The sequence below is a fragment of the Streptomyces sp. NPDC056161 genome, from assembly GCF_042268025.1.
Taxonomy (GTDB): domain Bacteria; phylum Actinomycetota; class Actinomycetes; order Streptomycetales; family Streptomycetaceae; genus Streptomyces.
Genome location: NZ_JBHJUV010000038.1, coordinates 70,609 through 94,758 on the forward strand (window position 1 = coordinate 70,609; position 24,150 = coordinate 94,758).

Annotated in this window: 24 protein-coding genes; 14 read left to right on the forward strand and 10 right to left on the reverse strand. The window is 71.3% G+C overall.

Going from position 1 to position 24,150, the window contains the following annotated elements; translation table 11 throughout:
- The first annotated feature begins 395 nt into the window (after positions 1-395).
- Complete coding sequence (locus tag ACFC09_RS30400; RefSeq protein ID WP_376533547.1) at positions 396-1,430, forward strand: class I SAM-dependent methyltransferase; 1,035 nt, start codon at positions 396-398, stop codon at positions 1,428-1,430.
- A 140-nt stretch (positions 1,431-1,570) separates the two neighbouring features.
- Here ACFC09_RS30400 and ACFC09_RS30405 read toward each other — a convergent pair whose 3' ends face one another.
- Positions 1,571-2,092: an ATP-binding protein gene (locus tag ACFC09_RS30405; protein WP_376533548.1), complete on the reverse strand. Its 522-nt coding sequence runs from the start codon at positions 2,090-2,092 to the stop codon at positions 1,571-1,573.
- 340 nt (positions 2,093-2,432) lie between these two features.
- Between ACFC09_RS30405 and ACFC09_RS30410 the strand changes: the two genes are divergently transcribed.
- From ACFC09_RS30410 to ACFC09_RS30425, 4 genes are all read left to right on the forward strand, one after another.
- Positions 2,433-3,368, forward strand: coding sequence for a putative RNA methyltransferase (locus ACFC09_RS30410; RefSeq protein WP_376533549.1), 936 nt, complete (start codon positions 2,433-2,435; stop codon positions 3,366-3,368).
- An 84-nt stretch (positions 3,369-3,452) separates the two neighbouring features.
- Positions 3,453-3,971: a helix-turn-helix domain-containing protein gene (locus tag ACFC09_RS30415; protein WP_376533550.1), complete on the forward strand. Its 519-nt coding sequence runs from the start codon at positions 3,453-3,455 to the stop codon at positions 3,969-3,971.
- 78 nt (positions 3,972-4,049) lie between these two features.
- Entirely contained in the window at positions 4,050-4,880 is an 831-nt protein-coding gene (locus tag ACFC09_RS30420) for a hypothetical protein (RefSeq protein ID WP_376533551.1), read from the forward strand.
- 99 nt (positions 4,881-4,979) lie between these two features.
- Entirely contained in the window at positions 4,980-5,330 is a 351-nt protein-coding gene (locus ACFC09_RS30425; RefSeq protein WP_376533552.1) for a DUF2516 family protein, read from the forward strand.
- A 439-nt stretch (positions 5,331-5,769) separates the two neighbouring features.
- Here the strand turns inward: ACFC09_RS30425 and ACFC09_RS30430 are convergent, their stop codons facing one another.
- From ACFC09_RS30430 to ACFC09_RS30440, 3 genes are all read right to left on the reverse strand, one after another.
- On the reverse strand, positions 5,770-7,095 hold the full coding sequence (locus ACFC09_RS30430) for a PP2C family protein-serine/threonine phosphatase (RefSeq protein WP_376533553.1): 1,326 nt from the start codon (positions 7,093-7,095) through the stop codon (positions 5,770-5,772).
- Positions 7,096-7,607: 512 nt separating this feature from the next.
- Complete coding sequence (locus ACFC09_RS30435) at positions 7,608-8,705, reverse strand: NlpC/P60 family protein (RefSeq protein ID WP_376533554.1); 1,098 nt, start codon at positions 8,703-8,705, stop codon at positions 7,608-7,610.
- Positions 8,706-8,985: 280 nt separating this feature from the next.
- The gene (locus ACFC09_RS30440) at positions 8,986-9,834 is read right to left on the reverse strand and encodes a class I SAM-dependent methyltransferase (protein ID WP_376533555.1); all 849 of its coding nucleotides are present in this window, start codon (positions 9,832-9,834) and stop codon (positions 8,986-8,988) included.
- Between the two features lie 347 nt (positions 9,835-10,181).
- On the opposite strand from ACFC09_RS30440, the gene mshA reads away from it, so the two are divergent.
- Positions 10,182-11,519 (forward strand): D-inositol-3-phosphate glycosyltransferase, encoded by a 1,338-nt coding sequence (mshA, locus tag ACFC09_RS30445; protein ID WP_376533556.1) that lies wholly within the window; start codon positions 10,182-10,184, stop codon positions 11,517-11,519.
- Complete coding sequence (locus ACFC09_RS30450; RefSeq protein WP_376533557.1) at positions 11,512-12,024, forward strand: YbjN domain-containing protein; 513 nt, start codon at positions 11,512-11,514, stop codon at positions 12,022-12,024. The genes mshA and ACFC09_RS30450 overlap by 8 nt, the downstream gene beginning before the upstream one ends.
- A gap of 92 nt (positions 12,025-12,116) precedes the next feature.
- On the opposite strand, the gene ACFC09_RS30455 is transcribed toward ACFC09_RS30450, so the two are convergent.
- Entirely contained in the window at positions 12,117-12,923 is an 807-nt protein-coding gene (locus ACFC09_RS30455; protein WP_376533558.1) for an AraC family transcriptional regulator, read from the reverse strand.
- 124 nt (positions 12,924-13,047) lie between these two features.
- Here ACFC09_RS30455 and ACFC09_RS30460 point away from each other — a divergent pair, with 124 nt between their 5' ends.
- Positions 13,048-13,497: a DUF2000 family protein gene (locus ACFC09_RS30460; RefSeq protein WP_376533576.1), complete on the forward strand. Its 450-nt coding sequence runs from the start codon at positions 13,048-13,050 to the stop codon at positions 13,495-13,497.
- A 27-nt stretch (positions 13,498-13,524) separates the two neighbouring features.
- Here ACFC09_RS30460 and ACFC09_RS30465 read toward each other — a convergent pair whose 3' ends face one another.
- Positions 13,525-14,817: an MDR family MFS transporter gene (locus ACFC09_RS30465; RefSeq protein WP_376533559.1), complete on the reverse strand. Its 1,293-nt coding sequence runs from the start codon at positions 14,815-14,817 to the stop codon at positions 13,525-13,527.
- A gap of 165 nt (positions 14,818-14,982) precedes the next feature.
- Between ACFC09_RS30465 and ACFC09_RS30470 the strand changes: the two genes are divergently transcribed.
- Positions 14,983-15,744 (forward strand): phosphoglyceromutase, encoded by a 762-nt coding sequence (locus tag ACFC09_RS30470; protein ID WP_376533560.1) that lies wholly within the window; start codon positions 14,983-14,985, stop codon positions 15,742-15,744.
- Positions 15,745-15,992: 248 nt separating this feature from the next.
- Here the strand turns inward: ACFC09_RS30470 and ACFC09_RS30475 are convergent, their stop codons facing one another.
- The 3 genes from ACFC09_RS30475 to phoU form a co-directional block, all read right to left on the reverse strand.
- Positions 15,993-16,604: a hypothetical protein gene (locus ACFC09_RS30475; protein ID WP_376533561.1), complete on the reverse strand. Its 612-nt coding sequence runs from the start codon at positions 16,602-16,604 to the stop codon at positions 15,993-15,995.
- 508 nt (positions 16,605-17,112) lie between these two features.
- On the reverse strand, positions 17,113-17,268 hold the full coding sequence (locus ACFC09_RS30480; protein ID WP_376533562.1) for a hypothetical protein: 156 nt from the start codon (positions 17,266-17,268) through the stop codon (positions 17,113-17,115).
- Positions 17,269-17,420: 152 nt separating this feature from the next.
- Positions 17,421-18,110 (reverse strand): phosphate signaling complex protein PhoU, encoded by a 690-nt coding sequence (phoU, locus tag ACFC09_RS30485; RefSeq protein ID WP_376533563.1) that lies wholly within the window; start codon positions 18,108-18,110, stop codon positions 17,421-17,423.
- 257 nt (positions 18,111-18,367) lie between these two features.
- Between phoU and ACFC09_RS30490 the strand changes: the two genes are divergently transcribed.
- Both ACFC09_RS30490 and ACFC09_RS30495 read left to right on the forward strand, forming a co-directional pair.
- Positions 18,368-19,627, forward strand: a complete 1,260-nt coding sequence (locus tag ACFC09_RS30490; protein WP_376533564.1) for a sensor histidine kinase — start codon at positions 18,368-18,370, stop codon at positions 19,625-19,627.
- The gene (locus ACFC09_RS30495; protein WP_010358452.1) at positions 19,624-20,304 is read left to right on the forward strand and encodes a response regulator transcription factor; all 681 of its coding nucleotides are present in this window, start codon (positions 19,624-19,626) and stop codon (positions 20,302-20,304) included. The genes ACFC09_RS30490 and ACFC09_RS30495 overlap by 4 nt, the downstream gene beginning before the upstream one ends.
- A 293-nt stretch (positions 20,305-20,597) precedes the next feature.
- On the opposite strand, the gene ACFC09_RS30500 is transcribed toward ACFC09_RS30495, so the two are convergent.
- Complete coding sequence (locus ACFC09_RS30500; protein WP_376533565.1) at positions 20,598-21,284, reverse strand: DUF461 domain-containing protein; 687 nt, start codon at positions 21,282-21,284, stop codon at positions 20,598-20,600.
- A 597-nt stretch (positions 21,285-21,881) separates the two neighbouring features.
- On the opposite strand from ACFC09_RS30500, the gene ACFC09_RS30505 reads away from it, so the two are divergent.
- The 3 genes from ACFC09_RS30505 (at position 21,882) to ispF (ending at position 24,104) form a co-directional block, all read left to right on the forward strand.
- Positions 21,882-22,364: a CarD family transcriptional regulator gene (locus tag ACFC09_RS30505; protein WP_010472787.1), complete on the forward strand. Its 483-nt coding sequence runs from the start codon at positions 21,882-21,884 to the stop codon at positions 22,362-22,364.
- Positions 22,365-22,816: 452 nt separating this feature from the next.
- Complete coding sequence (gene ispD, locus ACFC09_RS30510) at positions 22,817-23,596, forward strand: 2-C-methyl-D-erythritol 4-phosphate cytidylyltransferase (RefSeq protein WP_376533566.1); 780 nt, start codon at positions 22,817-22,819, stop codon at positions 23,594-23,596.
- Positions 23,586-24,104, forward strand: a complete 519-nt coding sequence (gene ispF / locus ACFC09_RS30515) for a 2-C-methyl-D-erythritol 2,4-cyclodiphosphate synthase (RefSeq protein ID WP_376533567.1) — start codon at positions 23,586-23,588, stop codon at positions 24,102-24,104. The genes ispD and ispF overlap by 11 nt, the downstream gene beginning before the upstream one ends.
- Positions 24,105-24,150 lie beyond the last annotated feature (46 nt).

A 24,150-nucleotide genomic window follows, 5' to 3' on the forward strand; every position in this document is an offset into this window, starting at 1 on the left:
GGAAAGATGAGAGGTTCTGCCTCATCACAACCTGACCCCAGCAAGGTCGGCTGCTGCGCGGTGTCCCACGCGGAAGGCTCGATGCCGAAGCCCGCGGAAAGGGCAGGAGCGCGATTTCGGACATCCGACTTTCGTATTCCGGGCGCGTCACTCTGCGGACGATCGACTACGGACGTGGACTGCGGACGTGGACTGCGGATCGCCGACTGCGGGCCGCTGACTACGCACCGCCGACTACCGACCGTGGACTACGGACTGTGGACTGCGGACTGTGGACTACGGACCGTGGAATACGGACTGAGGGGCTGGTCCGTCAGTCATTTCGTCTCCTGGCAATCCGTGGCAGGAGAATTCACAGGTGAAAGATTGAGCACATGTCGGATGAGAATCGCGTGATGGAATTCCTTGAGCGAGTGGTCGCTGACAACGCGGCCGCCTTCGCGGGAGTTTCGACGTCTCTGGGCGTCCGTCTCGGACTGTACGAGGCGATGTCCGGGGCCGGGGCGCTCACCTCGGACGAACTGGCCGAGAAGACGGGACTCGTCGAGCGGTACGTCCGGGAGTGGCTGGCCGCGCAGGTCGCGGGTGCCTACGTACTCCACGACCCCGAGACGGACACGTACGTCCTGCCGGACGAGCACGCGGCCGTACTGGCCGATTCCTCTCTGCCGACGTACGTCGGTGGCGGCTTCACCATGCTGGGGGCGCTCTACGGCGCCGAAGAGGCGCTGGCCGGCGCTTACCGGAGCGGTGCCGGAGTGAGCTGGCAGGATTACGGGCCGGAACTGGCGGAGGGTGTTGCCGCATTCTTCAAGCCCGGATACGAGGCGGTTCTCGTCCAGGAGTGGCTGCCCGCCATGGAGGGCGTCGAGGCCAAGCTGCGGCGAGGCGCTTCGGTCGCCGACGTGGGGTGCGGCTTCGGCCACTCGACGGTGCTCATGGCCAAGGCGTTTCCGCGGTCCCGCTTCCATGGCTTCGATTTCCACGGGCCCTCCGTCGAAGCGGCCCGGAAGCTGGCCGAGGAGGCGGGTGTCGATGATCGCGTGACGTTCGAGGTCGCCGGCGCGCACGACTTCCCCGGTGGCGGCTACGACCTCGTCACGTTCTTCGACTGCCTCCATGATCTCGGGGATCCCGGCGCGGCACTCCGGCGCGCGGAGAAGGCGCTCGCGGACGACGGAAACTGCCTTGTCGTCGAGCCGAACGCGTCGGCCGAGCCCGGGGAGAACATCAACCCGATCGGCCGCTCCTTCGCCTCCACCTCGGCCGTGCTCTGCCTGCCGGCGGCCATGGCGCAGAACGGCCCGCACGCGCTCGGTAACCATCCTGGTCAGGCCGCTCTCGCAGCGATCGCCGCCGAGGCCGGCCTGCACAGCTGGAGGCTCGCCGTCGAGACCCTCACCAACCGCGTCTACGACGTCAGGCGTTAGGGCCACACGCCCCGGCGCCCGGCGGATCGCGGGCGGCACCCGGGTCACGGAGCCGCCCGCGAACGCGCTCGGCCGATCTCCGCCGCGCTCCGCGTCCGCTTCGCGTGAGCGGCTGGACCCCGGTCGCGCCTTGACCTCGGTCAGCCCTTGACGGCCTCCGCGATCTGCTGGGCGGCCTGGGCGGGCGTGAGGTGCGTGGTGTCGACGACCTCGGCCTCGTCGTGCAGCCATGTGCGGGCCGCCTCGGCGTAGGGCTCAAGGTATTGGTGACGGAACGCGGAGGGGCCGACAACGGTGTCCCCGTCGATGCGCCCGCGCAGGGTGTCCTGGTCGGCGTGGAGGACGAAGTGCCGTACCGGGATGGCGTGGTCGGCCAGGCCCGCGCTGATCTCGCGCCAGTACCGCTCGACCAGGACGGTCATGGGCACCACCAGAGTGCCGCCGGTGTAGTCGAGGATGTGCCGGGCGGTCTCGACCACGAGCGGCCGCCACGGCGGCCAGTCCTGGAAGTTGCCCGTCCAGGGCAGCCCCGGCTTGATGTCCATGAGCGTCTCGCCGACCTTCTCGGCGTCGAACACCCGGGAGTCCGGGATCAGCTGCTGCACGAGCGGACTGGTCGTGGTCTTGCCCGCTCCGTGCGTGCCGTTGAGCCATACGATCATGGGATCCGACGCTACCGCTGTGCGGGCCGCCGGGACGGGCGCCGCGGAAATCCGGTACGAGCGACGCGCGGGCCGAACCGCTGAGGCGGGGCGAGGGGCGTTCGGCAGGGCTCGTAAGGTGGAGGCATGTGGACCCAGCACATCCAGGCTCTTTGATCACGAGGCGTTGAGGGCGATGCCGTAGGGCGTCGCCCTCCTCGGTGTGCCTGCTACGTGATCCGTCTTCCTTGCGCCGCCCGCACCGAGGCGGCGGGACGCCGGGCCTCTTCTTCTGGGGACGGCGGCATCTGCGAACGCGTACGGGCACGGTCCCTTCCCTCACCGTTGCCAGGAGTGCCTCGTGCCCGTGTTGCTTCCCCCTGCCCTCGAACCCTTCCTCGACCTGCTGTGCTGCCCGGTGTGCCGCGCCCGTCTCCGACCCGGCCGTGGCGCACTGCGCTGCCCGGCCGGCCACACCTTCGACATCGCACGTCAGGGCTACGTCAGCCTCCTGACGGGCATCCGTGCCACCAGCGGTGACGACGCGGCCATGGTGCAGGCCCGCAACCGTTTCCTGTCCACCGGCAGGTACGCCCCCGTCCGCCAGGCCCTGACCCGTCTGACAGCCGATGCCATACCTGGTCGAGACCGAGACCGAGACCGAGACCGCGACCGAGATCGAGGTCCCGGTCGCGGCCGCGGTCGGGGTCGGGGTCGGGGTCGCGGTCGGGGGACGACGGTCGTGGACATCGGGTGCGGCACCGGCCACTACCTGGCCGGCGTGCTCGATCAACTGCCCGGCGCCCGCGGCCTGGGGCTGGACACGTCGGCGCGCGCCCTGCGCCTGGCGGCCCGAGCCCATCCGCGAGCCGCCGCGGCGAGCTGGGACGTCTTCCGCTCCTTCCCCTTGGTCGACCAGGCGGTCGACGTCCTGCTGGACGTGTTCGCCCCGCGCAACCCGGCCGAGTTCCACCGAGTGCTCCGTCCGACCGGCCGGTTGATCGTGGTGCGCCCCGTCGAGCGGCACCTGGCCGAGCTGCGGGGCCGGGTTCCCGCGATGGTCACGATCGACCCGGACAAGGAACGGCGCCTGCACCAGGCGCTGGACCCCTACTTCGAGGCCGCCGGTACCCGGCACGTCGCCTACACCGCGCCCCTGACCAGGCAAGAAGCCATCGACCTGGTGGGGATGACACCGAGCGCGCGCCACCTGACCCAAGCGGACCTGAGCGGTCACGGTCCCCTGCCCGACCAGGTCACCGTCTCCGTGCTGGCCACCTCCTACCGGCCTCGGTGACCACGAGCGGGTGGACACGCCGACTGACACACTTTTGCAAGCGGGTGCTTGCAATTGTTAGCGGGGGTGGGGCAAGGTGGAGGCATGGCATCGCTCAACGTCGGCAATCTCGGTGAGTACCTGCGCGAGCAGCGTCGTAACGCGCGGCTCTCGCTCAGGCAGCTCGCCGATGCCGCCGGCGTGTCCAATCCGTACCTGAGCCAGATCGAGCGCGGGCTGCGCAAGCCGAGCGCGGAGGTGTTGCAGCAGGTCGCCAAGGCCCTGCGGATCTCCGCGGAGACGCTGTACGTCCGCGCCGGAATCCTCGACGCCGAACGGGACCGGGACGAGGTCGAGACGCGGGCCGTCATCCTCGCCGATCCCACCCTCGACGAACGGCAGAAGCAGGTGCTGCTGCAGATCTACGAGTCCTTCCGCAAGGAGAACGGCTTCCGGGGCGACGGCGGCGGAGCCGGTGGCGGCGAGGACGCCGGTCAGGGTGCGGTGGACGCGCAGGCGGACGCCGCCGGGCGCGACGGACGGCACGAGCAGGACGACAAGGCCGTGCGTGACCCCCGTACGGACGACGGCAGTGACGCCGACCCGCGGCGGACGGCCGGCTGAGCCGGACCAGGGCACCGGCCGCCCCACCGCGGGACAACACAACACTCAGCCGAATGTGAATCCGGGAGAACCCTCACCATGGCCATCACCGACGATCTGCGCAAGACCCTCAGTGACCCGACCCCGCTCTACTTCGCCGCCGGCACCGCCGACCTGGCCCTTCAGCAGGCCAAGAAGGTGCCCGGTCTGGTGGATCAGCTGCGCGCGGAGGCTCCGGCCCGTTTCGACGCCGTGCGCAACACCGACCCGAAGGCCGTGCAGGAGAGGGCCGCCGCGCGGGCCAAGGAGGCGCAGGAGACCTTGCAGAGCAAGGCCAAGGAGGCGCAGGAGAGCTTCCAGACCAAGGTCAACGACTTCTTCGACGCCCTCGACGGCGACCTGAAGAAGCTCGGCACCACGATCGACTCCGACCTGAAGAAGCTCGGTGAGTCCGCCCAGGACCTGGCCCTGCGCAGCGTCGGTGTCGCCGCCGAGTACGCCGTCAAGGCCCGGGAGACCTACGAGAAGGTCGCCGAGCACGGTGAGCAGGCCGTGCGGACCTGGCGCGGCGAGGCCGCCGAGGAGATCGAGGACCTGGCCGTCGCCGTCGAGCCGAAGGCGCAGCCGGTCGTGGTCAAGGCACAGCCGAAGCCGGTCAGGACGGAGCCGAAGCCGGTACGCGCCGAGCCGAAGCCGTTGCGGACCGAGCCGAAGTCGGTCAGGACGGAGCCGAAGTCGGTCGGGACGGAGCCGAAGCCGGTCGGGACGGAGCCGAAGCCGGTCGGGACCGAGCCGAAGCTGGTCAGGACGGAGCCGAAGCCGAACGAGGCCCGGACCGTGCCCGCGCCGGCCAAGAAGCCCGCGGCGCCGAAGAAGGCACCGGCCGCCCGTAAGACTGCCGTCAAGAAGTCGACGCCCCCGGCCAAGTAAGGGGCGTTCCCCGCTCGGGCCGGGCACCCTTGGGGTGTCCGGCCCGTTGTACGGGTACGGTTGCCGCGTAGCAGACGGGAGAGGACGGGCGGTGGCGACATGCTGATGCTGGGCTTCGCGGGGTTTCTGGGACTGCTGAAGATCGTCCTGATGGCCCTCGCCGCGTTCGGGCTGTTCGATGCGGCGTTCCGCCGCGAGGACGCCTTCCGCGCGGCCGACAAGCAGAACAAGGTCTTCTGGCTGATCATCCTGGCCATCGCGCTGGTGGTGAGTTATCTGTTCTCGATTCTCTCGATCCTGCCGATCGTGGGCGTGGTCGCGAGCATCGTCTACATCGTGGACGTGCGTCCCGCGCTCAAGCAGGTCTCGGGCGGAGGCAGCGGCTGGGGCCGCCGCCGCGGCGGAAGCAGCAGCGACGGGCCGTACGGGCCGTACAACGGCGGCCGCTGAGCCGGACGAGGCGGCTGCGCCGGACACGGCGGCTGAGCCGGTCAGTCAAGGTCGGTGAGTCGGCCAAGGTCGGTGGTTCGGCCAAGGTCGGTGGGTCGGACAGGGCCGGTGGGCCGGACGGCCGGTGGGCCGGGCGGTGTTGTTGGGCTGTGCCTGTGCCGGTGGGCTCTGCCGCGCCGCTGGGGCGCGGGTTGCGGCCGGGCTTCGTACGGGTACGGCGGCGCGGGATGCGGGCTGCTCGCGGCCGACGGAGAGTCGTAGCCAGCCGGGAGCAGCCGGGAGCCGCCGGGGCGCGGGTGCGGAGCGCTGAGGGCCGGGGCGGCGAGGGGTTGCCGTAGCTGGTGGCGCGCCGAGGGCAGGCGGCCGGAGGGCCGAGGGGGTTTCGCGGGTGACGGGAAGCTGATCCCTTGGGCGTCCGGCGACGTCCGGGCCGGTCGTGCTAGGGAACCCGGTCCAGCAGGACCACCGCGACGTCGTCCGTCAGTTCCCCTCCGTTGAGTTTGCGGACCTCGTGCACCGCGGCCCGCAGCAGTTCCTCGCCGCGCAGCCCCTCGGCGAACTGGCGGCGGACCATCTTCACCATCCCGTCCTCGCCCAGACGCTCCCCGCCCTTGCCGACGCGGCCCTCGATCAGGCCGTCGGTGTAGAGCATCAGGCTCCACTCGGCGCCCAGCTCGACCTGCATCCGCGGCCAGCGGGCGCTGGGGAGCAGGCCGAGCGCCGGGCCGTTCTCGTCGTACGGGAGCAGCTGGGCCGGGCAGTCCGGGCGGGCGAGCAGCGGGGCCGGGTGGCCGGCCAGGCACAGGCCCGCCCAGCGGCCGTCGGGGGAGATGTCCACCGTGCAGAGGGTCGCGAAGATCTCCTCGTCCGCGCGTTCGTGCTCCAGCACCTCCTGGAGCGTGCCGAGCAGCTCGTCGCCGCACAGGCCCGCCAGCGTCAGCGCCCGCCAGGCGATCCGCAGCTCCACGCCGAGCGCGGCCTCGTCGGGGCCGTGCCCGCAGACGTCGCCGATCATGGCGTGCACGGTGCCGTCGGGCGTGCGCACGGTGTCGTAGAAGTCACCGCCGAGCAGCGCGCGCGAGCGGCCGGGCCGGTAACGGGCGGCGAAACGCAGCGACGAACCCTCCAGCAGCGGCGTCGGCAGCAGCCCGCGCTCCAGACGGCGGTTCTCCTGGGCGCGTACGCGGCCCTCGGCCAGCCGCCGCTCGGCCGACTCGGAGCGCTTGCGCTCCACCGCGTACCGGATGGCCCGGCTCAGCAGACGCCCGTCCAGTTCGTCCCGGAAGAGGTAGTCCTGTGCGCCCACGCGCACCGCTTCGGCGCCGCGCTCGGCGTCGCCGGACGCGGTCAGCGCGAGGACGGCGTGCCGGGGGGCCAGTTCGAGGACGTGCTTGAGCACGGCCAGCTCGTCGTCGCCGTCGCTGGACCGGCCGGGGGCCGGAAGCGCGAGGTCCAGCAGGATGCACTGGACGTCGTCGGTGAGCAGCCGTCCGGCCTCGGTGAGGTTGCGGGCGGTGCGGACGCGGATCGGCTTGCCCGCCGGGTCCAGCAGTTCGGGCACGATCGGTGAGCCGGCCGGATCGTCCTCGATCAGCAGCAGGGTGAGAGAGGGGCCGGCCGTGGCCTGGGTGCCGGTTTCCTTCGGAGTGGCCGCTTCCGTTTGTTTGGCCTCTTCCGTGGGGTGGCCGCCGACTGCCGGCGCGGCCTGCGCCTGACCACTCTCCACGGCCGGTATGGCTCGCTGCCGCGGTACGGGTACGGGCATCGTGTTGGGTTCCTTCCCTCCCCCCGAGGGCATTGCGGGGCGAGGGACCTCGACCCACCCGACGGGGACCATAGCGGTACCGGCCGCCACAACGGAATGGTGTGAGCCACGTCGCTTCGCCTCAGGCCACTGTCATATGCCGCTTGCCGTACCGCAGTTGGGATCAACGGCGGTACGGCCGGAATGACGAAACTCACGTCCCGCCGGAGTTTGGCCGAGCCGGGCGTGCCCTGAATCACATGACCTGTGCCATGACCTGCGGCATGACCTGTTTCACGCCGTGTGTCACTTCCTACGATTCTTCGGAGTGACTTGTGAAACGAGTTGCGTAATATCCCGATTGGTGCAGCCAGGTATTCGGGATGTCCCCGTGCTCACACACGCGTTCCCCGTCGCACCCGCACCCGCACCCGCACCCGCACTCACGCTCGTGGTTACGCTCACGCTCGTGGTTACGCACACGCTCGTGCTTGCGTTCGCACTCGTCCTCACGCTCGCGGTCATGCCCACGCTCATGCGTCCGGCCGCACCACGCCGAGGATCGGCATCGAGCCCGCCCCCGCGATCGTCACCGTCCGGCCGGGGCGGGGGGCGTGGATGATCGCGCCGTCGCCCGCGTAAATCCCGACGTGGCTGGCGTCGTCGAAGTAGATGATCAGGTCGCCGGGGCGCATGTCCTGGGCGTCCACGTGCTTGAGCTGTTTCCACTGCTCCTGCGAGGTGCGCGGGATGGGCCGGCCGGCCGTCGCCCACGCCTGGGAGGTCAGGCCCGAGCAGTCGAACGTGCCCGGACCCTCCGCGCCCCACACGTACGGCTTGCCGATCTGGGCCGTGGCGAACGCGACGGCCTCCTTGCCCTTGGTGGACGCCTTGCCGCCGATCTCCTTGAGGATCCCGGTGTCGAGCCAGGCGGTCTGCGCCTTGTACGCCGCCTCCTGCTCCAGTTTGGCCAGCCGCTCCTTCTCCTTCTTCGCCAGCTGTGACTCCAGCTTCTCGGCGGCCGCGATCCGCTGCTTGATCTTCTTCTGTGCGGCGGCCCTCGCCTTGCGGCCGTCCTCCAACTTCTGCCACTGGGCGGAGGCGTCGCGCGCGTACTGCTCCAAGTCCTGCTGGGTGCGGGTCATTTCACCCATCAGGTTCTTGGTCGCGCGCTGGCCCTGGAGCACCCGTCCCGCGCCGGTCAGGAACTGCCCCGGGTCGTCGCTCAGCATCAGTTGGGCCTCGGGCGGCAGCCCTCCGGTGCGGTACTGCTCGCGGGCCGCGGCGCCCGCGCGGTTCTTCAAGTCGTCCAGCTCGCGCTGCCCCTTGACGATCCGCCGGGCCAACTCGACGATCTCGGCGGACTGCTGCTTCGCCTTCTCCTCCGCCGCGTTGTAGGCGTCGGTGGCGACGGCCGCGTCGTGGTAGAGCCTGTCGAGTTCGTTGCGGACGGCTTCCAGGTCCTTGCCGGGCGGCGGGGCGGGGGATCTCGCAGGGGGTGTCGCAGGGGGTGTCGTGGTGGGTGGCGTCGGAGCGGGGCGCGCGAACGCCGTCCCGGGCGCTGCCAGCACGGTCACCGCGCAGACGACGGTCACTGCCGCTGTGACCAGGCCGCGCTTGCCTGTCCTCATACCCCGTCCCCCCAACTGATTCACCGTCAGTAACGTGTGCGCTCGGGGGATCGTGCCATGTTGTGGCGTAAAGCGACAGAGGTGGTACTTGGCGGGCCCTCCCCCTCTTTCCCGCCCGGTCGCAACGATCTCCCCGCCTTTGTGACGAACAACTCGCGTAGATCGTTCCTCGCGGCCGACGGACGAGCCGGACGAGCCGGACGAGCCGGACGAGCCGGACGAGCCGGACGGGGCGGACGAGCCGGACGGGGCGGACGGGGCGGACGGGCCGGACCGACGCTCAGCGCCGCGGCGCCAACGCCCGCCACGCCACCGTCACTTCCCCCTGTCGCCAGCGCGCCGCCGAGTCCGTCACCGGCCAGTCGGCCGTCAGGTCCCGTACCGCTCGGATCCAGCGCTGCCGGGCGCCGTAGGAGGCGAACGGCGCGGCGGCGGCCCAGGCGCGGTCGAAGTCGCGCAGGAAGGCGTGCACCGGTTCGCCGGGCACATTGCGGTGGATGAGCGCCTTCGGGAGGCGTTCGGCGAGGTCGGACGGGCGGTGCAGGGAGCCGAGCCGGGTCGCGAAGGTGACCGTCCGCGGGCCCTCGGGGCCGAGCGCCACCCACACGTGGCGGCGCCCGATCTCGTCGCAGGTGCCCTCGACGAGCAGCCCGCCGCGGGAGCCGCCGTCCGCCGGGGCGAGTCGTGCGCACAGCCGCGTCCAGACCTCGGCGACCTCGGCCTCGTCGTACTGGCGCAGCACGTTGGCGGCGCGGATGAGGTGCGGGCGCCGGGGCACGGGGACCTCGAAGCCGCCGTGCCGGAACCGCAGCCCGTCCCGCTCGTACGGCTTGGCCGCGGCGACCCGGGCCGGTTCGATCTCGACGCCGACCACGTGCGCGCGGGGCGCGGCGGCGCGCAGCCGGCCGAGCAGTTCGACGGCGGTCCAGGGCGCGGCCCCGTAGCCGAGGTCGACGGCCACCGGGTCGGCCGCGCGCCGCAGTTCGGCGCCGTGCGTGGCGGCGATCCAGCGGTCCATGCGCCGCAGCCGGTTGGGATTGGTGGTCCCGCGCGTCACCGTTCCCACGATGGGGGTGCCCCCGCCCGAGCGGAGCCGAGCGTGGGGGAGGGCGGCTGCGCGGGTCGTCATGCGTACGAGGGTATGCGGGCCGGCGCGGGCCCCCGGAACGCCGGCACGGGCCCGGCCGCGCCGGCACGAGCCGCCGGCATGCCGGCGCGGCCCCCGGCACGCTGGTGGAGCCCCGCGTGCGTGCGGGCCCGGTGGACCTCGGTGTCGCCTCGCGCGGGCGGGCCCGGTGCGCCTCCGTGCCGCCCCGCGCCCCACGCACTCCGCTATCGAACGGTTGAGCGATCTTCGGCAATGATTCGGTAAAGCGGCATGATCGGGAAATGGAGGCGTCCCCTCGGCTGTTGGACTCGCTTGGAGGGCGGACCGCGCCCTGCGATGCGCATGCCCGCCACGAGGAGGATCGCCACGTGAGCCAGTACGTCGGCAGGCTCGGGCGGCGCTCACCGGCCGCGTCCCCGCTCCTGAGACTGCACCGCAGGCCCCGTCGGGTCGCCATGCTCTCCGTGCACACCTCCCCGCTCCACCAGCCCGGCACCGGCGACGCGGGCGGCATGAACGTCTACATCGTGGAGCTGGCCCAGCGTCTCGCCGCGATCAACATCGAGGTCGAGATATTCACCCGCGCCACCGCGGGCGGCCTGCCGCCGACGGTCCAGCTCGCCCCGGGCGTGCTCGTCCGGCACATCGACGCGGGCCCCTACGAGGGGCTCGCCAAGGAGGACCTGCCGGCCCAGCTGTGTGCCTTCACGCACGGGGTGATGCAGGCGTGGGCGGGGCAGCGGCCCGGGTTCTACGACCTGGTCCACTCGCACTACTGGCTCTCCGGCCAGGTCGGCTGGCTGGCCGCCCAGCGCTGGGGCGTGCCCCTCGTGCACGCCATGCACACCATGGCCAAGGTCAAGAACGCCAGCCTGGCCACGGGCGACACCCCCGAACCCGCCGCCCGCGTCATCGGCGAGACCCAGATCGTGGCCGCCGCCGACCGGCTGATCGCCAACACCGCCGAGGAGGCGGGCGAACTGGTGCGGCACTACACCGCCGATCCGGCGAAGGTCGCCGTGGTCCATCCGGGCGTGAACCTGGAGCGTTTCCTGCCGGCCGACGGCCGGGCCGCCGCCCGCGCCCGGCTGGGCCTGCCGCAGGACGCCCTGGTCCCGCTGTTCGCGGGCCGCATACAGCCCCTGAAGGCACCCGACGTGCTGCTGCGCGCGGTGGCCGTCCTGCTCGACGAGTGTCCCCGGCTGCGCTCGCGGATCGTCGTACCGGTGGTCGGCGGCCCCAGCGGCAGCGGCCTCTCCAAGCCCGAGGGGTTGCAGAAGCTGGCCGCGCGGCTCGGCGTCGCCGATGTCGTACGGTTCTGCCCGCCGGTGCGCCAGGACCGGCTGGCGGACTGGTTCCGGGCCGCCTCCGTGCTGGTCATGCCGTCCTACAGCGAGTCCTTCGGCCTGGTGGCGATAGAGGCGCAGGCGGCCGGTACGCCCGTGCTCGCGGCCGCGGTCGGCGGGCTCCCGGTGGCGGTGCGCGACGGCGAGACCGGCTTCCTGGTCTCCGGCCACGACCCGGCCGACTACGCGCGCGTGCTGCGCCGCTTCGCCGAGAACCCGGAGCTGTCGGCCCGGATGGGCGCGGCGGCGGCCCGGCACGCGCAGTCCTTCGGCTGGGACACGGCCGCCGCCGCCACCGCCGACGTGTACACGGCCGCGACCCAGGCCCACCGCCGTCGCGTACGCTCCCCCCATGGGTGAGGCTCCACAGCGGCAGCAGCGCGCGGCGCAGGCCATCGAGGGTGCGCTCAAGGACGCGGGCCTGGAGTGGGAGAGCCCGGAGCCCGGCGGTTACGTGGTCCGGTTGCCCGGCACCCGCAAGCTCTCGACGACGGTCTCCCTGATCGTGGGCCGCCACTCCCTCTCGCTCAACGCGTTCGTGATCCGCCACCCCGACGAGAACGAGGCGGCCGTCCACCGCTGGCTCCTGGAGCGCAACCTCAAGCTGTACGGCGTGAGTTACGCCGTCGACCCGCTCGGCGACATCTACGTCACCGCCCGGCTGCCGCTGCCCTCCGTCACCGCCGAGGAGACGGACCGTCTGCTCGGCCAGGTACTGGAGGCCGCGGACGGCGGTTTCAACACCCTCCTGGAGCTCGGTTTCGCCTCGGCGATCCGCAAGGAGTACGCCTGGCGGGTGTCACGCGGCGAATCGACCCGGAACCTGGACGCGTTCAGCCATCTCACCCAGCGCCCGACGGACTGACCTCGCTGCCCCCGCCCCGTCCGGGGGCTCCAGCACCCCGCCAGCGCATCCATGAACGTCATTCACCTCCATGACGCCCTTCAGTACGACGCTCAGCGCGCGCTCAGCCGGTAGCGCCCCGGGGTCACGCCCACCAGTCGCTTGAAGTGCCGGGTGAGATGCGCCTGGTCGTAGAAGCCGGTCGTCGCCGCCACCTCGCCCGCCGCCCGTCCGTCCAGCAGCAGGCGGCGGGCGCGCTCGACGCGGCGGGACATCAGGTACTGGTGCGGCGCGATGCCGTAGGCGGCGCTGAACGCCCGCACCAGATGGGTGGGATGGGCGTACAGCAGCCGTGCCGCCTCGTCGAGGCCGATGCCGTGCGCGATCCGTTCGTCGAGCAGTTCCCGCAGGGACCGGGCCAGCGCGGGATCGCGCCGGTCCGGCGCGGCCCCGGTCCGGGGCCTGAGATGCGTCCGCAGCCGTTCCTCGACGAACGTCAGCCTGCTCTCCGCCTCCAACTCGTCGCCCGGGTGCGTGAGCGCGCCGTGCACCTGTCCGACGCGCCGCCGCAGCAGCGGATCGCGCAGATCGGGGCCGTCGACCGCGGGACCGATCAGATCGTCGCCGAGCCGGGAGGCGTCGAGGTAGAGGACGCGCTTGCGGAAGCCGTGCGGGGTGGCGGGGGAGCCGTTGTGCGGGACGTGCGGCGGCAGCAGCGAGACCGTGTCGTGCGGGGTGCCGTGCTCGTGCCGGTCCAGGTCGTAGCGGACCGCCCCGTCGTCGACGATCAGCAGCGTCCACGCCTGGTGGACGTGCATCGGATACGCGTACTCGGTGAAACGGGCGTGGAAGACCTCCACGACGCCCGGGACCCGCGGGCGCCAGGCGGAGATGTCCGGGACCTCCTCGCGCGCGGCCATGCAAAGAACGTACAAGACGGGGTCAGGGGGCGCCCGGCAGTCTCAGTGCATGAGCACGCCGAGCACCCCGAGCACGCCGAGCACCCCGAGCACGCAGAACACACAGAGTTCACGGATCGCACCGATGGCACCGATGGCACCGATCGCACCGGGCCGGGAACCCGTCCGCTTCGACACGAAGATCGCCGTACTGCTCCGCGCGGACCTGGCGCCCTGGCAGCGGCTGAACGTCACCGCGTTCCTGGTCAGCGGCCTGGGCACGCAGTTGCCCGAGGTGATCGGGGAGCCCTACGAGGACGCGGACGGCGTCCCCTATCTGCCGATGTTCCGCCAGCCGGTCCTGGTCTTCGAGGCCACCAAGGAGACCCTGACCACCGCCCACACCCGGGCCCTGACCCGGGCGCTGCCCCGGTCCGTGTTCACCTCCGACCTGTTCACCACGGGCAACGACCGCGACAACCGGGCGGCCGTCCGGGCGGTGCCCACGGCGGAACTGGACCTCGTGGGCCTCGCCGTGTACGGGCCGCGGGCCGCGGTCGACAAGACCCTCAAGGGCGCGCACATGCACCCGTGAGCCGTGCCGGGCCCGTAGCCGCCTCGGTCAGGCCGCGCGGACCCCGGGCTCCTGGCCGGCGGGCGCGGGCGCGGACGGCGCGGGCCGCTCGGCGGGCAGCCGCCGCATCAGCAGCCAGTACCCGAGCGCCGCCACCGTGCCCACGACGGCGCACATCGCCCACAGCCACCGGGCGCCGAAGCGGTCGATGACCAGACCGGACATCAAGGGGGCGACCAGCGCGGCGACGGACCAGGACAGGGTGTACATGCCCTGGTAGCGCCCGCGCCCGTGCACCGGCGAGAGCCGCACCACCAGCCCCGTCTGGGTGGGCGCGTTCACGATCTCGGCGAGCGTCCACACGCACACGGTGAGCGCGAACACGCCGACCGAACCGGCGAACGCGGTGAGCCCGAAGCCGTACCCGGCGACCAGCGAGGAGACCAGCAGGAGCCGGCGCGGGTCCCGGTGCTCGATGAACCGGGTCACGGGGATCTGCAGCACGACGATCAGCACGCCGTTGACGGCGATCGCCAGGCCGTAGTCGGCGGGCGAGAACCCGGCGGAGCCCATCGCCACCGGCAGCCCGACCGAGCCCTGCTGGAAGACGACCGCGACGAGGAAGGACAGCCCGACCACGGCCATGAACCGCCCGTCGCGCAGCACGCTCCGCAGGCTCGCGCCGTCCCCGGCGGCCGGCGCGGCGTCCTTGCCGCCCGCGGCCCGGTCCGGCCGCGACTCGGGCAGCTTGACGAAGATGACGACCGCGCAGACGGCCGTCATCCCGGCCTCGATCAGGAAGCCGGCCAGATAGCTGACCTCGGCGATGAAGCCCGCCGCCACGGAGGAGACGGCGAAGCCGAGGTTGATCGCCCAGTAGTTCAGCGAGAACGCGCGCACCCGGTCCTCGGGCCGGACGATGTCGGCCATCATCGCCTGCACCGCGGGCCGCGAGGCGGTGGCGGCCATGCCGACGAGGAACGCTACGGCGGCGATGGCGACGGGATGGTGCATGAACCCGAGCAGCGCCACCGAGGCGGCGGTGGCCGACTGGGCGATCAGCAGCGTCGGCCGCCGCCCCAGCCGGTCGGCCAGCACGCCCCCGCCGAGCGCGGAGACGACTCCGCCCAGCCCGTGCAGCGAGGCGACGAGTCCCGCGTAGGCCGCGCTGTGCCCCTGGTTCACGGTCAGGTAGAGCGCCATGTACGTGGCGACGAAGCTGCCGAGCCGGTTGACGAGGGTGCTGGTCCACAGCCACCAGAAGGCGGGGGGCAGCCCGGAGACGGACTCCCGGGCGGCACGTCTGAAGGACGCCACGGACGCCACGGACGCTTTGGACATGGACGGACCCCCCCGGATGCCGGTACCTCATGTAAGTACCCCAAGTGCTGCGCACAACTTACGCGGTGGCATCCGGCGACGGCCACTCGATTAACAGACGCCGCCAACCGTCCGGCCTCCGGGCGCTTCAGCGGCCGTTCGAATGCGTCGATTACGCTCTGGGGCATGGCCGACGCACCGTACAAGCTGATCCTGCTCCGTCACGGCGAGAGCGAGTGGAACGCGAAGAACCTGTTCACCGGCTGGGTGGACGTCAACCTGAACGAGAAGGGCGAGAAGGAGGCGGTCCGCGGCGGCGAACTGCTGAAGGACGCCGACCTCCTCCCCGACGTGGTCCACACCTCCCTCCAGAAGCGCGCGATCCGCACCGCGCAGCTCGCGCTGGAGGCCGCCGACCGCCACTGGATCCCGGTCCACCGCTCCTGGCGCCTGAACGAGCGCCACTACGGCGCCCTCCAGGGCAAGGACAAGGCCGCCACCCTCGCCGAGTTCGGCGAGGAGCAGTTCATGCTGTGGCGCCGCTCGTACGACACCCCGCCGCCCCCGCTGGCGGACGGCACCGAGTTCTCCCAGTCGGACGACCCCCGCTACGCCTCCATCCCGCCGGAGCTGCGCCCGCGCACGGAGTGCCTGAAGGACGTCGTCGTCCGCATGCTCCCCTACTGGTACGACGGCATCGTCCCCGACCTGCTGGCCGGCCGCACGGTCCTGGTCGCCGCCCACGGCAACAGCCTGCGCGCCCTGGTCAAGCACCTCGACGGCATCTCGGACGCCGACATCGCGGGCCTGAACATCCCCACGGGCATCCCCCTGGCCTACGAACTCGACGCCGACTTCAAGCCCCTCACCCCGGGCGGCACCTACCTCGACCCGGACGCGGCGGCAGCGGCCATCGAGGCGGTCAAGAATCAGGGCAAGAAGAAGTAGCTTTCCTGATCATGCCTCCCACCTGCGCATACGGCGCGGATGGGAGGCATTTTCATGCACCTGGAGGCTCTCGCAGCCCACTGTCAGAGGCCGGCGCGGGCCGCGGGAGCGGACCGACACCCTGGAAGTGGCCCCCAGCACGACCAAGCCCCCCGCCTGCGGATGCGGATGCTCCGCCGGAGGGGGGCTTCAGGTCGTGCTGGGCGCGGTGTTCGTACCGGGCCGGGAGCGAACCGGGAACGGTCCGTTCAGCCCTTCTGGACCGGCGGGCAGGTGCCGGTGTCGTAGCCGATGGAGTTGATCTCGGCGTTCGACCGGGGGTCTCCGGAGTAGTCGATCTGGTTGGTGCACTTCTGGGGCTGGGGGCTGCCGGTCGGCGTGCCGTCCGCCGATTCCGGCGCCGGGCAATTGCCGGTGTCGTAGCCGATGGAGTTGATCTCGGCGTTCGACCGGGGGTCATCGGCGTAGTCGAGCTGGTTGGTGCACTTCGCGGGCTCGCCCTCCGGAGTGCTGTCCGTTCCCGGCGTGCTGTTCGTGTCCGGTGCGCTGTCCGTCTGGGGTGCCGGGCAGGTGCCGGTGTCCGCGCCGATGGAGTTGATTTCGGCGTTGGACCGGGAGTCGCCCGCGTAGTTGATCTGGTCCGTGCACTTCTTCCCGGACTCGTCCGAAGCGCCCGACGACTTGGTGGTGGAGCCCTGGCCGGTCTTGTCGGCGGACGTACCGGGCTGCGCGGTACTCGTGGAGACGGACGAACTGGTGGTGGACGACGAGGCGGCGACACCGCTGCCGTTGCATGCCGTGAGCGACAGGCTGGCGGCGACGGCGGCAAGGGCGAGCACCGAGATCTTCCGACCACGCATGGTTATCTCCTCTGAAAGCTTCCTGCTCCCGGCTACCGGGCTTGCTGACCGTTCTGATGCCGCGATGGTCGGGTGAGTTTGGAGGCGAGGAGCGTTAAGACACTCTCGTTACACCTGTTACCGCACCGACGGATCATGTCGCGCGGTGCGGACATCTCGTACGCGCGGTGCGGACATCTCGTACGCGGCCGGGTCAGCGAAGTTCGCAAGCGAAGTTCGCGGAGGATCGGCACCAGTGCGGAGCGGAGGATCGGCACCAGTGCGAACAGGAAGCTCGCCGGGCGGGACCTCGCTGTACGGGACCTCGCCGTGCGGAAGGCGGGGCGCGGCGGTGGGAAGCGGGAAGCGGGAAGCGGGCGGTGGGTGGCGGTGGGCGGGTCCCGCCGTGCTGAAGGGCCCGGTGAGGTGTCGCGAAAGGGCCCCGGTGAGGTGTCTCACCGGGGCCCTTCGTGCCGACGACGACCGGTGCGCGGCCAGTACGGCCGGCCGGGCGTGGCGGCGGGAGTAGTCAGCCGCACTGGCAGGGGCTGCCCGACTGGCAGCCGCAGCCGCAGCCCGAGCCGCACCCGCACGCGCCGAAAAGCGGGAGGTTCCGGATCTCGGCGGGCTGGTCGGTCTCGCGCTCCTGAGTGGGGTCGGGCGTGGTGCTGGGCGATTCGGCCATGGGTACCTCCTGGGGGCCTGGCGGCTGGAGCGTGGTGCCTTTGCCCATTCCATGCCCGTTTCCTCGGGCGCATCAACGGCGCACGGAGGCGCCCACGTGCCCTGGGCAGAAACGTTCGAGCGCCCCGCCGGGCACGGGCCCGGCCCGGGAGGTCAGGGGCCCTCGACCCCCGTCACCGGCTGGATCTCCGCCTGAAGTTCGTCCGCGTGCTCGCCCGTCACGAGGAACACCACGCGCTTGGCGACGGCCACCGCGTGGTCGGCGTACCGCTCGTAGTAGCGGCCCAGCAGGGTGACGTCCACGGCGGTCTCTATGCCGTGCTTCCAGCGGTCGTCCATCAGGTGCTGGAAGAGGGTGCGGTGCAGGAGGTCCATCTCGTCGTCGTCCTGCTCCAGCTGGAGCGCCAGGTCGATGTCCTTGGTGACGATGACCTCGGCCGCCTTCGCCATCAGCCGCTGCGCGAGCTGGCCCATCTCCAGGATCGTGGCGTGCAGGTCCACCGGGATCGCACGCTCCGGGAAGCGCAACCGGGTGAGCTTGGCCACGTGCTGGGCCAGGTCGCCGGAGCGCTCCAGGTCGGCCGACATGCGCAGCGAGGTGACGACGACCCGGAGGTCGGTGGCCACCGGCTGCTGCCGGGCCAGCAGCGCTATCGCCTTGGCTTCGAGGTCGTGCTGCAACTCGTCGACCTTCTGGTCGCCCTCGATCACGTTCTCGGCCAGCTTCAGGTCGGAGTCGAGGATCGCCGTCGTGGCGCGCCCGATCGCCGACCCGACGAGCCGGGCCATCTCGACCAGTCCGTCTACGATCGAGTCAAGTTCCTCGTGGTACGCGTCCCGCATCAGGGGCTCCCTCTCCTACGTGTCCTTCGGGGTCCGGGCCGGGGCCCGTCGTGAAACCGGTCACGGCACCGGTCAGGAAACCGGTCACGAAACCAGCGGTGCCGAACCCCACGCTCCCACGTTCCGGCTCGTACCCGTCGCTTTCTTCCACCCCAAATGAACCAATACTGGCTCCAAGGTGAACTCTGAGCGACGAGTGTCGGAGGTCGCACTCCGACGGCTGTGGGCATGTCGTACCCCATGCCTAACCTGGGTGCATGGACGTGAACGCGGCGGTCGCCGCAGCGGCAGCGATCGCCGGGGTGCTCACCGGCGTGATCGCCATGCTGGCGTTCCGCTGGAGCGAGCGGGAGCAGAAGCGCCCGACACGGACCTCGCTGCACACGGACCCGGTGCTGCCGCCGGGCGTGGACACCGTCCTGTCCGTGCTCCGATCCTCCGCCGTCGTCCTCGACGAGGCGGACGCAGTCGTCAAGGCCAGCTCGGCCGCGTACGCCCTGGGCCTGGTGCGCGGCGGCAAGCTGGCCATCGAACCCATGCTCCAGATGGCCCGGGACACCCGGCGCGACGGGGAGATACGCCAGGTCGAACTGGATCTTCCGCGGCGCGGCAGCGGGCGGGGCGAGGCCCTGGCCGTCTCCGCGCGGGTGGCGCCGCTCGGGTCCCGGCTGGTGCTGCTGCTCGTCGAGGACCTCACCGAGGCCCGCCGCATCGAAGCGGTACGACGCGACTTCGTCGCCAACGTCAGCCACGAGCTGAAGACCCCGGTCGGCGCGCTCTCCCTGCTGTCGGAGGCCGTCATGGACGCCTCGGACGACCCGGAGGCCGTGCAGCGCTTCGCCGGCCGCATGCAGATCGAGGCGACACGGCTGACCAACCTGGTCCAGGAGCTGATCGACCTGTCCCGGGTGCAGAACGACGACCCGCTGGAGGACGCCGAACCGGTCCGGGTCGACGAACTGGTCGCCGAGGCCATCGACCGCTGCCGCCACCAGGCCGGTACCAAGCAGATCACCATGGCCGCGGGAGGCACCGCGGATCTGCACGTCTGGGGAAACCGCGGGCAGCTCGCCGCCGCCCTCGGCAACCTGGTCGAGAACGCCGTGAACTACTCCCCGGCCCGCACCCGCGTCGGCATAGCCGCCCGCCGGATCAGCGGATCGGGTGGCGACATGATCGAACTCGCCGTGACCGACCAGGGCATCGGCATCTCCGACAAGGACAAGGAGCGCATCTTCGAGCGCTTCTACCGCGTCGACCCGGCCCGCTCCCGGGCCACCGGTGGCACCGGCCTGGGTCTCGCGATCGTCAAGCACGTGGTCGCCTCGCACGGCGGGGAGGTCACGGTGTGGAGCGCCGAAGGCCAGGGCTCCACGTTCACCCTGCGGCTGCCGGAGGCGGGCGTGGCCCGCGACCGTGCTCAGCTCCACCCCGACCTCGACGAAGAGGACGGGCAGTCACCAACCCCCGACCCGACCGCGTACGAAACGCTTTCCGCCCCGGAGGTCCTTCCGTGACCCGAGTGCTCGTCGTCGAGGACGAGGAGTCCTTCTCCGACGCCCTGTCGTACATGCTCCGCAAAGAGGGCTTCGAGGTCGCCGTCGCGGCCACCGGCCCCGACGGACTCGACGAGTTCGAGCGCAACGGCGCCGACCTCGTCCTCCTCGACCTGATGCTGCCGGGCCTGCCCGGCACGGAGGTCTGCCGCCAGCTGCGCGGCCGCTCCAACGTCCCGGTGATCATGGTCACCGCCAAGGACAGCGAGATCGACAAGGTGGTCGGCCTGGAAATAGGAGCCGATGACTACGTCACCAAGCCGTTCTCCTCGCGCGAGCTGGTCGCCCGGATCCGGGCCGTGCTGCGCCGCCGCGGTGAGCCGGAGGAGGTCACTCCGGCGGCCCTGGAGGCCGGCCCGGTCCGGATGGACGTCGACCGTCACGTGGTCACCGTCTCGGGCTCCAAGGTCGACCTGCCGCTCAAGGAGTTCGACCTGCTGGAGATGCTGCTGCGCAACGCCGGGCGGGTGCTGACCCGGATGCAGCTCATCGACCGGGTCTGGGGCGCCGACTACGTGGGCGACACCAAGACCCTGGACGTCCACGTCAAGCGGCTGCGCGCCAAGATCGAGCCCGACCCGGGCGCGCCGCGCTACCTGGTGACGGTCCGCGGCCTGGGCTACAAGTTCGAGCCGTAGACCGCGAGGCGCTGGGGCGCGAGGCGTGCGGACCGCGAGGCGTGTGGACCGCGAGGCGCTGGAGTGCGAGGTGTGGACCGTGGACCGCGAGGCGGGGAGTGCGAGCCGTGAGCCGCGTCGGACCGTGGTGAACCACGCCGAGGCGTGAGCCGTACCTGTTGCTCCTCTTGCTCCTGTTGCACCTGACGCACACGCGGCGAAGGGCGGCGCCCACAGTGGTGCCGCCCTTCGCCGTGCGGCGTTTCGCCGCGCCGCGTCCGCTTCGTCGCGCGTCCGCTCAGTCGCGCGTCCGCTCAGTTGCCGGGCGGCGTGACCGACTCGGAGGCCGAGTTCGTCGGGGTGGTGTGGCCGGACGCGGTCTCCCCGGTCGTCGCCGACGGGTCGGTGGCGGGCTTGTCGTTCGACGGCTTGCCGCTGTCGCTCGCGGTGGCACCCGCGGCGGGCGACAGCGTGGCCGAGGGCGACGGGATCGTGCTCGGGCCCCACGAGGCGAAGTAGCGCTCGGCGGGCACCACGAAGGCGCGCAGGCTCACGTCACCGGTCTCGCTGAGGGTGAAGGTGACCTTCTGGGCGTTGCCGTCCTGGATCGCCTCGCGGCTGCTGGGCAGCACGGCGGAGGCGTTGTTCTTCCCGCCGAGGATCAGCGAGCCGTGGGCCGGAATGGTCAGCGACCGGCCCTTGGCCGGGGTGAGCTGGGCGCTCTTGTTGAGGCCGGCGACGGTGATCGACTGGAGGGTCTGGTCGGTGCTGCCGTTGTTGAAGATGGTCGCGGCGACCACGGCCGGGCCCGTGGACTGGAGGTCGGGCTGGGTCACGACGATCGCGTTCTGCACCTTGATGTCGCCGACCTTCACCCCCGCGTTGTCCGGCTTGATCTCCAGGGTCTGCGAGTTGTTGCCGGCGCCGCAGGCGGCGAGCAGGGCGATCGGGAACACGATGGCGGAGGCGGCGAGGGCGCCGCGTCGAAGGCTGCTGCTCACGGCGGCGGCAACTCCTTGAACGCAGGGAGGGCGACTCCCTGATAAAGCCGCCCTAAGTATCTGTCAGCGCGCTCAGGTTACCGAGCCGTTCCGTCACGCCCGCACCCGACCCTCCCCAAGCGGCCCCGCGTCCCTCCCACAGGGGGTGTCTCAGCGCCGCACAAGTGACCCGTCAGTCACTTTCGCTCGGTACTCGTCCGGCATTCACATAACAGGGTGCGCAAATTTTCCGTGAAGGAATGCAGGGGCCCTCCGGATATAGATCACGTACCGCTCCTCGGGGCGCCTGTGATCAATTCTGGATTCGTCTCGTACCGGGCTGGAGCGGCCGAACGGAGTAGCGGAAGTAGCACGCCTGGAACCGGACAAATGGGGATGTTCATCCACTCGGAGGGGCCTCCTGGGGTGTGTGGCGTACGCGTTTCGCATTGCTCGCAGAGGTGCTCCGACCTGCGAATACCTGCTTCCGGTGGCCTTGTGAAGCACGTCCCTGTCGCAGTTGTCAAGCCCCGAGATATGCCCTGACCTGCGAAAACGCCATTCAGAAGACGCCGTATCCGTGTTACCCTGGATAGCCACGGAAGGGGTACCTGTCACATGACGTTCAAGGTTGGCGACACCGTGGTCTATCCCCATCACGGGGCCGCGCTGATCGAGGCTATCGAAACTCGTCAGATCAAAGGCGTGGACAAGACCTACTTGGTGCTGAAGGTCGCCCAGGGTGACCTGACGGTGCGTGTGCCAGCGGACAATGCTGAGTTCGTGGGCGTGCGTGATGTGGTCGGTCAGGACGGGCTGGACCGGGTCTTCGAGGTGCTGCGCGCGCCGTATGCCGAGGAGCCCACGAACTGGTCGCGTCGATACAAGGCAAATCTGGAGAAGCTCGCCTCCGGCGATGTCATCAAGGTCGCGGAAGTCGTGCGCGACCTGTGGCGTCGCGAGCGTGAGCGCGGACTGTCCGCCGGTGAGAAGCGCATGCTCGCCAAGGCCCGCCAGATCCTGGTGAGCGAACTCGCCCTCGCGGAGAACACCAACGAGGACAAGGCCGAAACCCTGCTCGACGAGGTCCTCGCGTCCTGACCCCAGGCAGGCGACGCCCGCTCAGCTCAGCACAGTGAATGCCGCGGTGCCCGATGACGGTCTTCCGTCGCCGGGCGCTGCGGCATGTCCATCCCCGGGCGCGGCCGGCCCCCGACACGAACCCCGTACGTCCCGGGAGTGGCGTGGACGTCCCGGAATGTCCCTGACCGTCATGGACCCGGACTGACCGTCATGGACCCGGACTGTCGCCACGTCCTCGGCCGCCGTACGACTACGACTCGGAACCCACGATGAACCCCCCGATCGGAAATCCCCCCGACCGCCTCGGGGAAAGCCCCGACACACACCACCCACGACCCCGGATACTTGACGTGCCGGGCCCGGGCAGCTGGCTCGACCGGTGTCACGGAAGGGTCCGGTCAAGGCGTCGCGCCCGGCACTCGTCCAGGCCATACCCACGTAGGCCGAGCACACAAACCTGACAGGAACCGATGTCTGACGTTTCGCGTCCTTCCCCCGCGCCGCCCCTGGTCGCCGCCGTGATTCCGGCCGCCGGCAAAGGCGTACGCCTCGGTCCGGGCGCGCCCAAGGCGCTTCGCGCGCTGAACGGCACCCCCATGCTCATCCACGCGGCCCGCGCGCTCGCCGCGTCCCGGGCCGTCTCCCTCGTGGTCGTGGTGGCCCCGCCGGACGGCGCCGCCGAGGTCAAGTCGCTGCTCGACGCGCACGGCCTGCCCGGGGGCGGCATCCCCGGCGGCAGCGGCGGGCGGACGGACTTCCTGGTCGTCCCTGGCGGGGACTCCCGCCAGGAGTCCGTACGGCTCGGGCTCGACGCACTGCCGCCCGAGTACGGCGTGGTCCTCGTGCACGACGCGGCCCGCCCGCTGGTGCCGGTGGACACCGTGGACGCGGTGATCGAGGCGGTACGGGACGGAGCCCACGCCGTCGTGCCCGCGCTGCCCCTCGCCGACACCGTCAAGGAGGTCGAGCCCGCCACCGAGCCGGGCGCTCCGGAACCGGTGGTGGCCACGCCCGCGCGGGCCCGGCTGCGGGCGGTGCAGACGCCGCAGGGCTTCGACCGCCGGACGCTGGTGCGGGCCCACGAGACCGTCACCGGCGACGTGACCGACGACGCGAGCATGGTGGAGCAGCTCGGCGAGCGGGTCGTGGTGGTCCCCGGCCACGAGGAGGCGTTCAAGGTCACCCGCCCGTTGGACCTGGTGCTCGCCGAGGCGGTCCTGGCCCGCAGGAGGCTCAACGATGGCTTCTGACCGGCACCCGACGGTCTCCGGGCCGGCGGTGCCGCTGCCCCAGGTCGGCATCGGCACCGACATCCACGCCTTCGAGGAGGGCCGCGAGCTGTGGTGCGCGGGCCTGAAGTGGGAGGGCGAGGGCCCGGGGCTGGCCGGCCACTCCGACGCGGACGTCGTCGCCCACGCCGCGTGCAACGCGCTGTTCTCCGCCGCCGGCCTCGGTGACCTGGGGCAGCACTTCGGCACCGGGCGCCCCGAGTGGTCCGGCGCCTCCGGGGTCACCCTGCTGACGGAGGCGGCCCGTATCGTGCGCGCCGCCGGTTTCCGCATCGGCAATGTCGCGGTACAGGTCGTCGGGTCCCGCCCCAAGATCGGCAAGCGCCGCGACGAGGCCCAGAAGATCCTCTCGGACGCCGCCGGGGCCCCGGTCACGGTCTCCGGTGCGACCACCGACGGCCTGGGCTTCCCGGGCCGGGACGAGGGGTTGATGGCCATCGCCACGGCCCTGGTCGTGCGGGTGGACTGAGGGCGTGCGAGGGTACGGGCAGAGTCGTCGCCGACCAGGAGGTACC

What these genes read in the sequence shown, in the direction of transcription:
- ACFC09_RS30400 (WP_376533547.1), top strand. Translation starts at nt 396, where the DNA reads ATGGAATTCCTTGAGCGAGTGGTCGCTGACAACGCGGCCGCCTTCGCG.
- ACFC09_RS30405 (WP_376533548.1), bottom strand. Translation starts at nt 2,092, where the DNA reads ATGATCGTATGGCTCAACGGCACGCACGGAGCGGGCAAGACCACGACC.
- ACFC09_RS30415 (WP_376533550.1), top strand. Translation starts at nt 3,453, where the DNA reads ATGGCATCGCTCAACGTCGGCAATCTCGGTGAGTACCTGCGCGAGCAG.
- ACFC09_RS30420 (WP_376533551.1), top strand. Translation starts at nt 4,050, where the DNA reads ATGGCCATCACCGACGATCTGCGCAAGACCCTCAGTGACCCGACCCCG.
- ACFC09_RS30425 (WP_376533552.1), top strand. Translation starts at nt 4,980, where the DNA reads ATGCTGATGCTGGGCTTCGCGGGGTTTCTGGGACTGCTGAAGATCGTC.
- ACFC09_RS30430 (WP_376533553.1), bottom strand. Translation starts at nt 7,095, where the DNA reads ATGCCCGTACCCGTACCGCGGCAGCGAGCCATACCGGCCGTGGAGAGT.
- ACFC09_RS30435 (WP_376533554.1), bottom strand. Translation starts at nt 8,705, where the DNA reads ATGAGGACAGGCAAGCGCGGCCTGGTCACAGCGGCAGTGACCGTCGTC.
- ACFC09_RS30440 (WP_376533555.1), bottom strand. Translation starts at nt 9,834, where the DNA reads ATGACGACCCGCGCAGCCGCCCTCCCCCACGCTCGGCTCCGCTCGGGC.
- ACFC09_RS30450 (WP_376533557.1), top strand. Translation starts at nt 11,512, where the DNA reads ATGGGTGAGGCTCCACAGCGGCAGCAGCGCGCGGCGCAGGCCATCGAG.
- ACFC09_RS30455 (WP_376533558.1), bottom strand. Translation starts at nt 12,923, where the DNA reads ATGGCCGCGCGCGAGGAGGTCCCGGACATCTCCGCCTGGCGCCCGCGG.
- ACFC09_RS30460 (WP_376533576.1), top strand. Translation starts at nt 13,048, where the DNA reads ATGGCACCGATGGCACCGATCGCACCGGGCCGGGAACCCGTCCGCTTC.
- ACFC09_RS30465 (WP_376533559.1), bottom strand. Translation starts at nt 14,817, where the DNA reads ATGTCCAAAGCGTCCGTGGCGTCCGTGGCGTCCTTCAGACGTGCCGCC.
- ACFC09_RS30470 (WP_376533560.1), top strand. Translation starts at nt 14,983, where the DNA reads ATGGCCGACGCACCGTACAAGCTGATCCTGCTCCGTCACGGCGAGAGC.
- ACFC09_RS30475 (WP_376533561.1), bottom strand. Translation starts at nt 16,604, where the DNA reads ATGCGTGGTCGGAAGATCTCGGTGCTCGCCCTTGCCGCCGTCGCCGCC.
- ACFC09_RS30480 (WP_376533562.1), bottom strand. Translation starts at nt 17,268, where the DNA reads ATGGCCGAATCGCCCAGCACCACGCCCGACCCCACTCAGGAGCGCGAG.
- phoU (WP_376533563.1), bottom strand. Translation starts at nt 18,110, where the DNA reads ATGCGGGACGCGTACCACGAGGAACTTGACTCGATCGTAGACGGACTG.
- ACFC09_RS30490 (WP_376533564.1), top strand. Translation starts at nt 18,368, where the DNA reads ATGGACGTGAACGCGGCGGTCGCCGCAGCGGCAGCGATCGCCGGGGTG.
- ACFC09_RS30505 (WP_010472787.1), top strand. Translation starts at nt 21,882, where the DNA reads ATGACGTTCAAGGTTGGCGACACCGTGGTCTATCCCCATCACGGGGCC.
- ispD (WP_376533566.1), top strand. Translation starts at nt 22,817, where the DNA reads ATGTCTGACGTTTCGCGTCCTTCCCCCGCGCCGCCCCTGGTCGCCGCC.
- ispF (WP_376533567.1), top strand. Translation starts at nt 23,586, where the DNA reads ATGGCTTCTGACCGGCACCCGACGGTCTCCGGGCCGGCGGTGCCGCTG.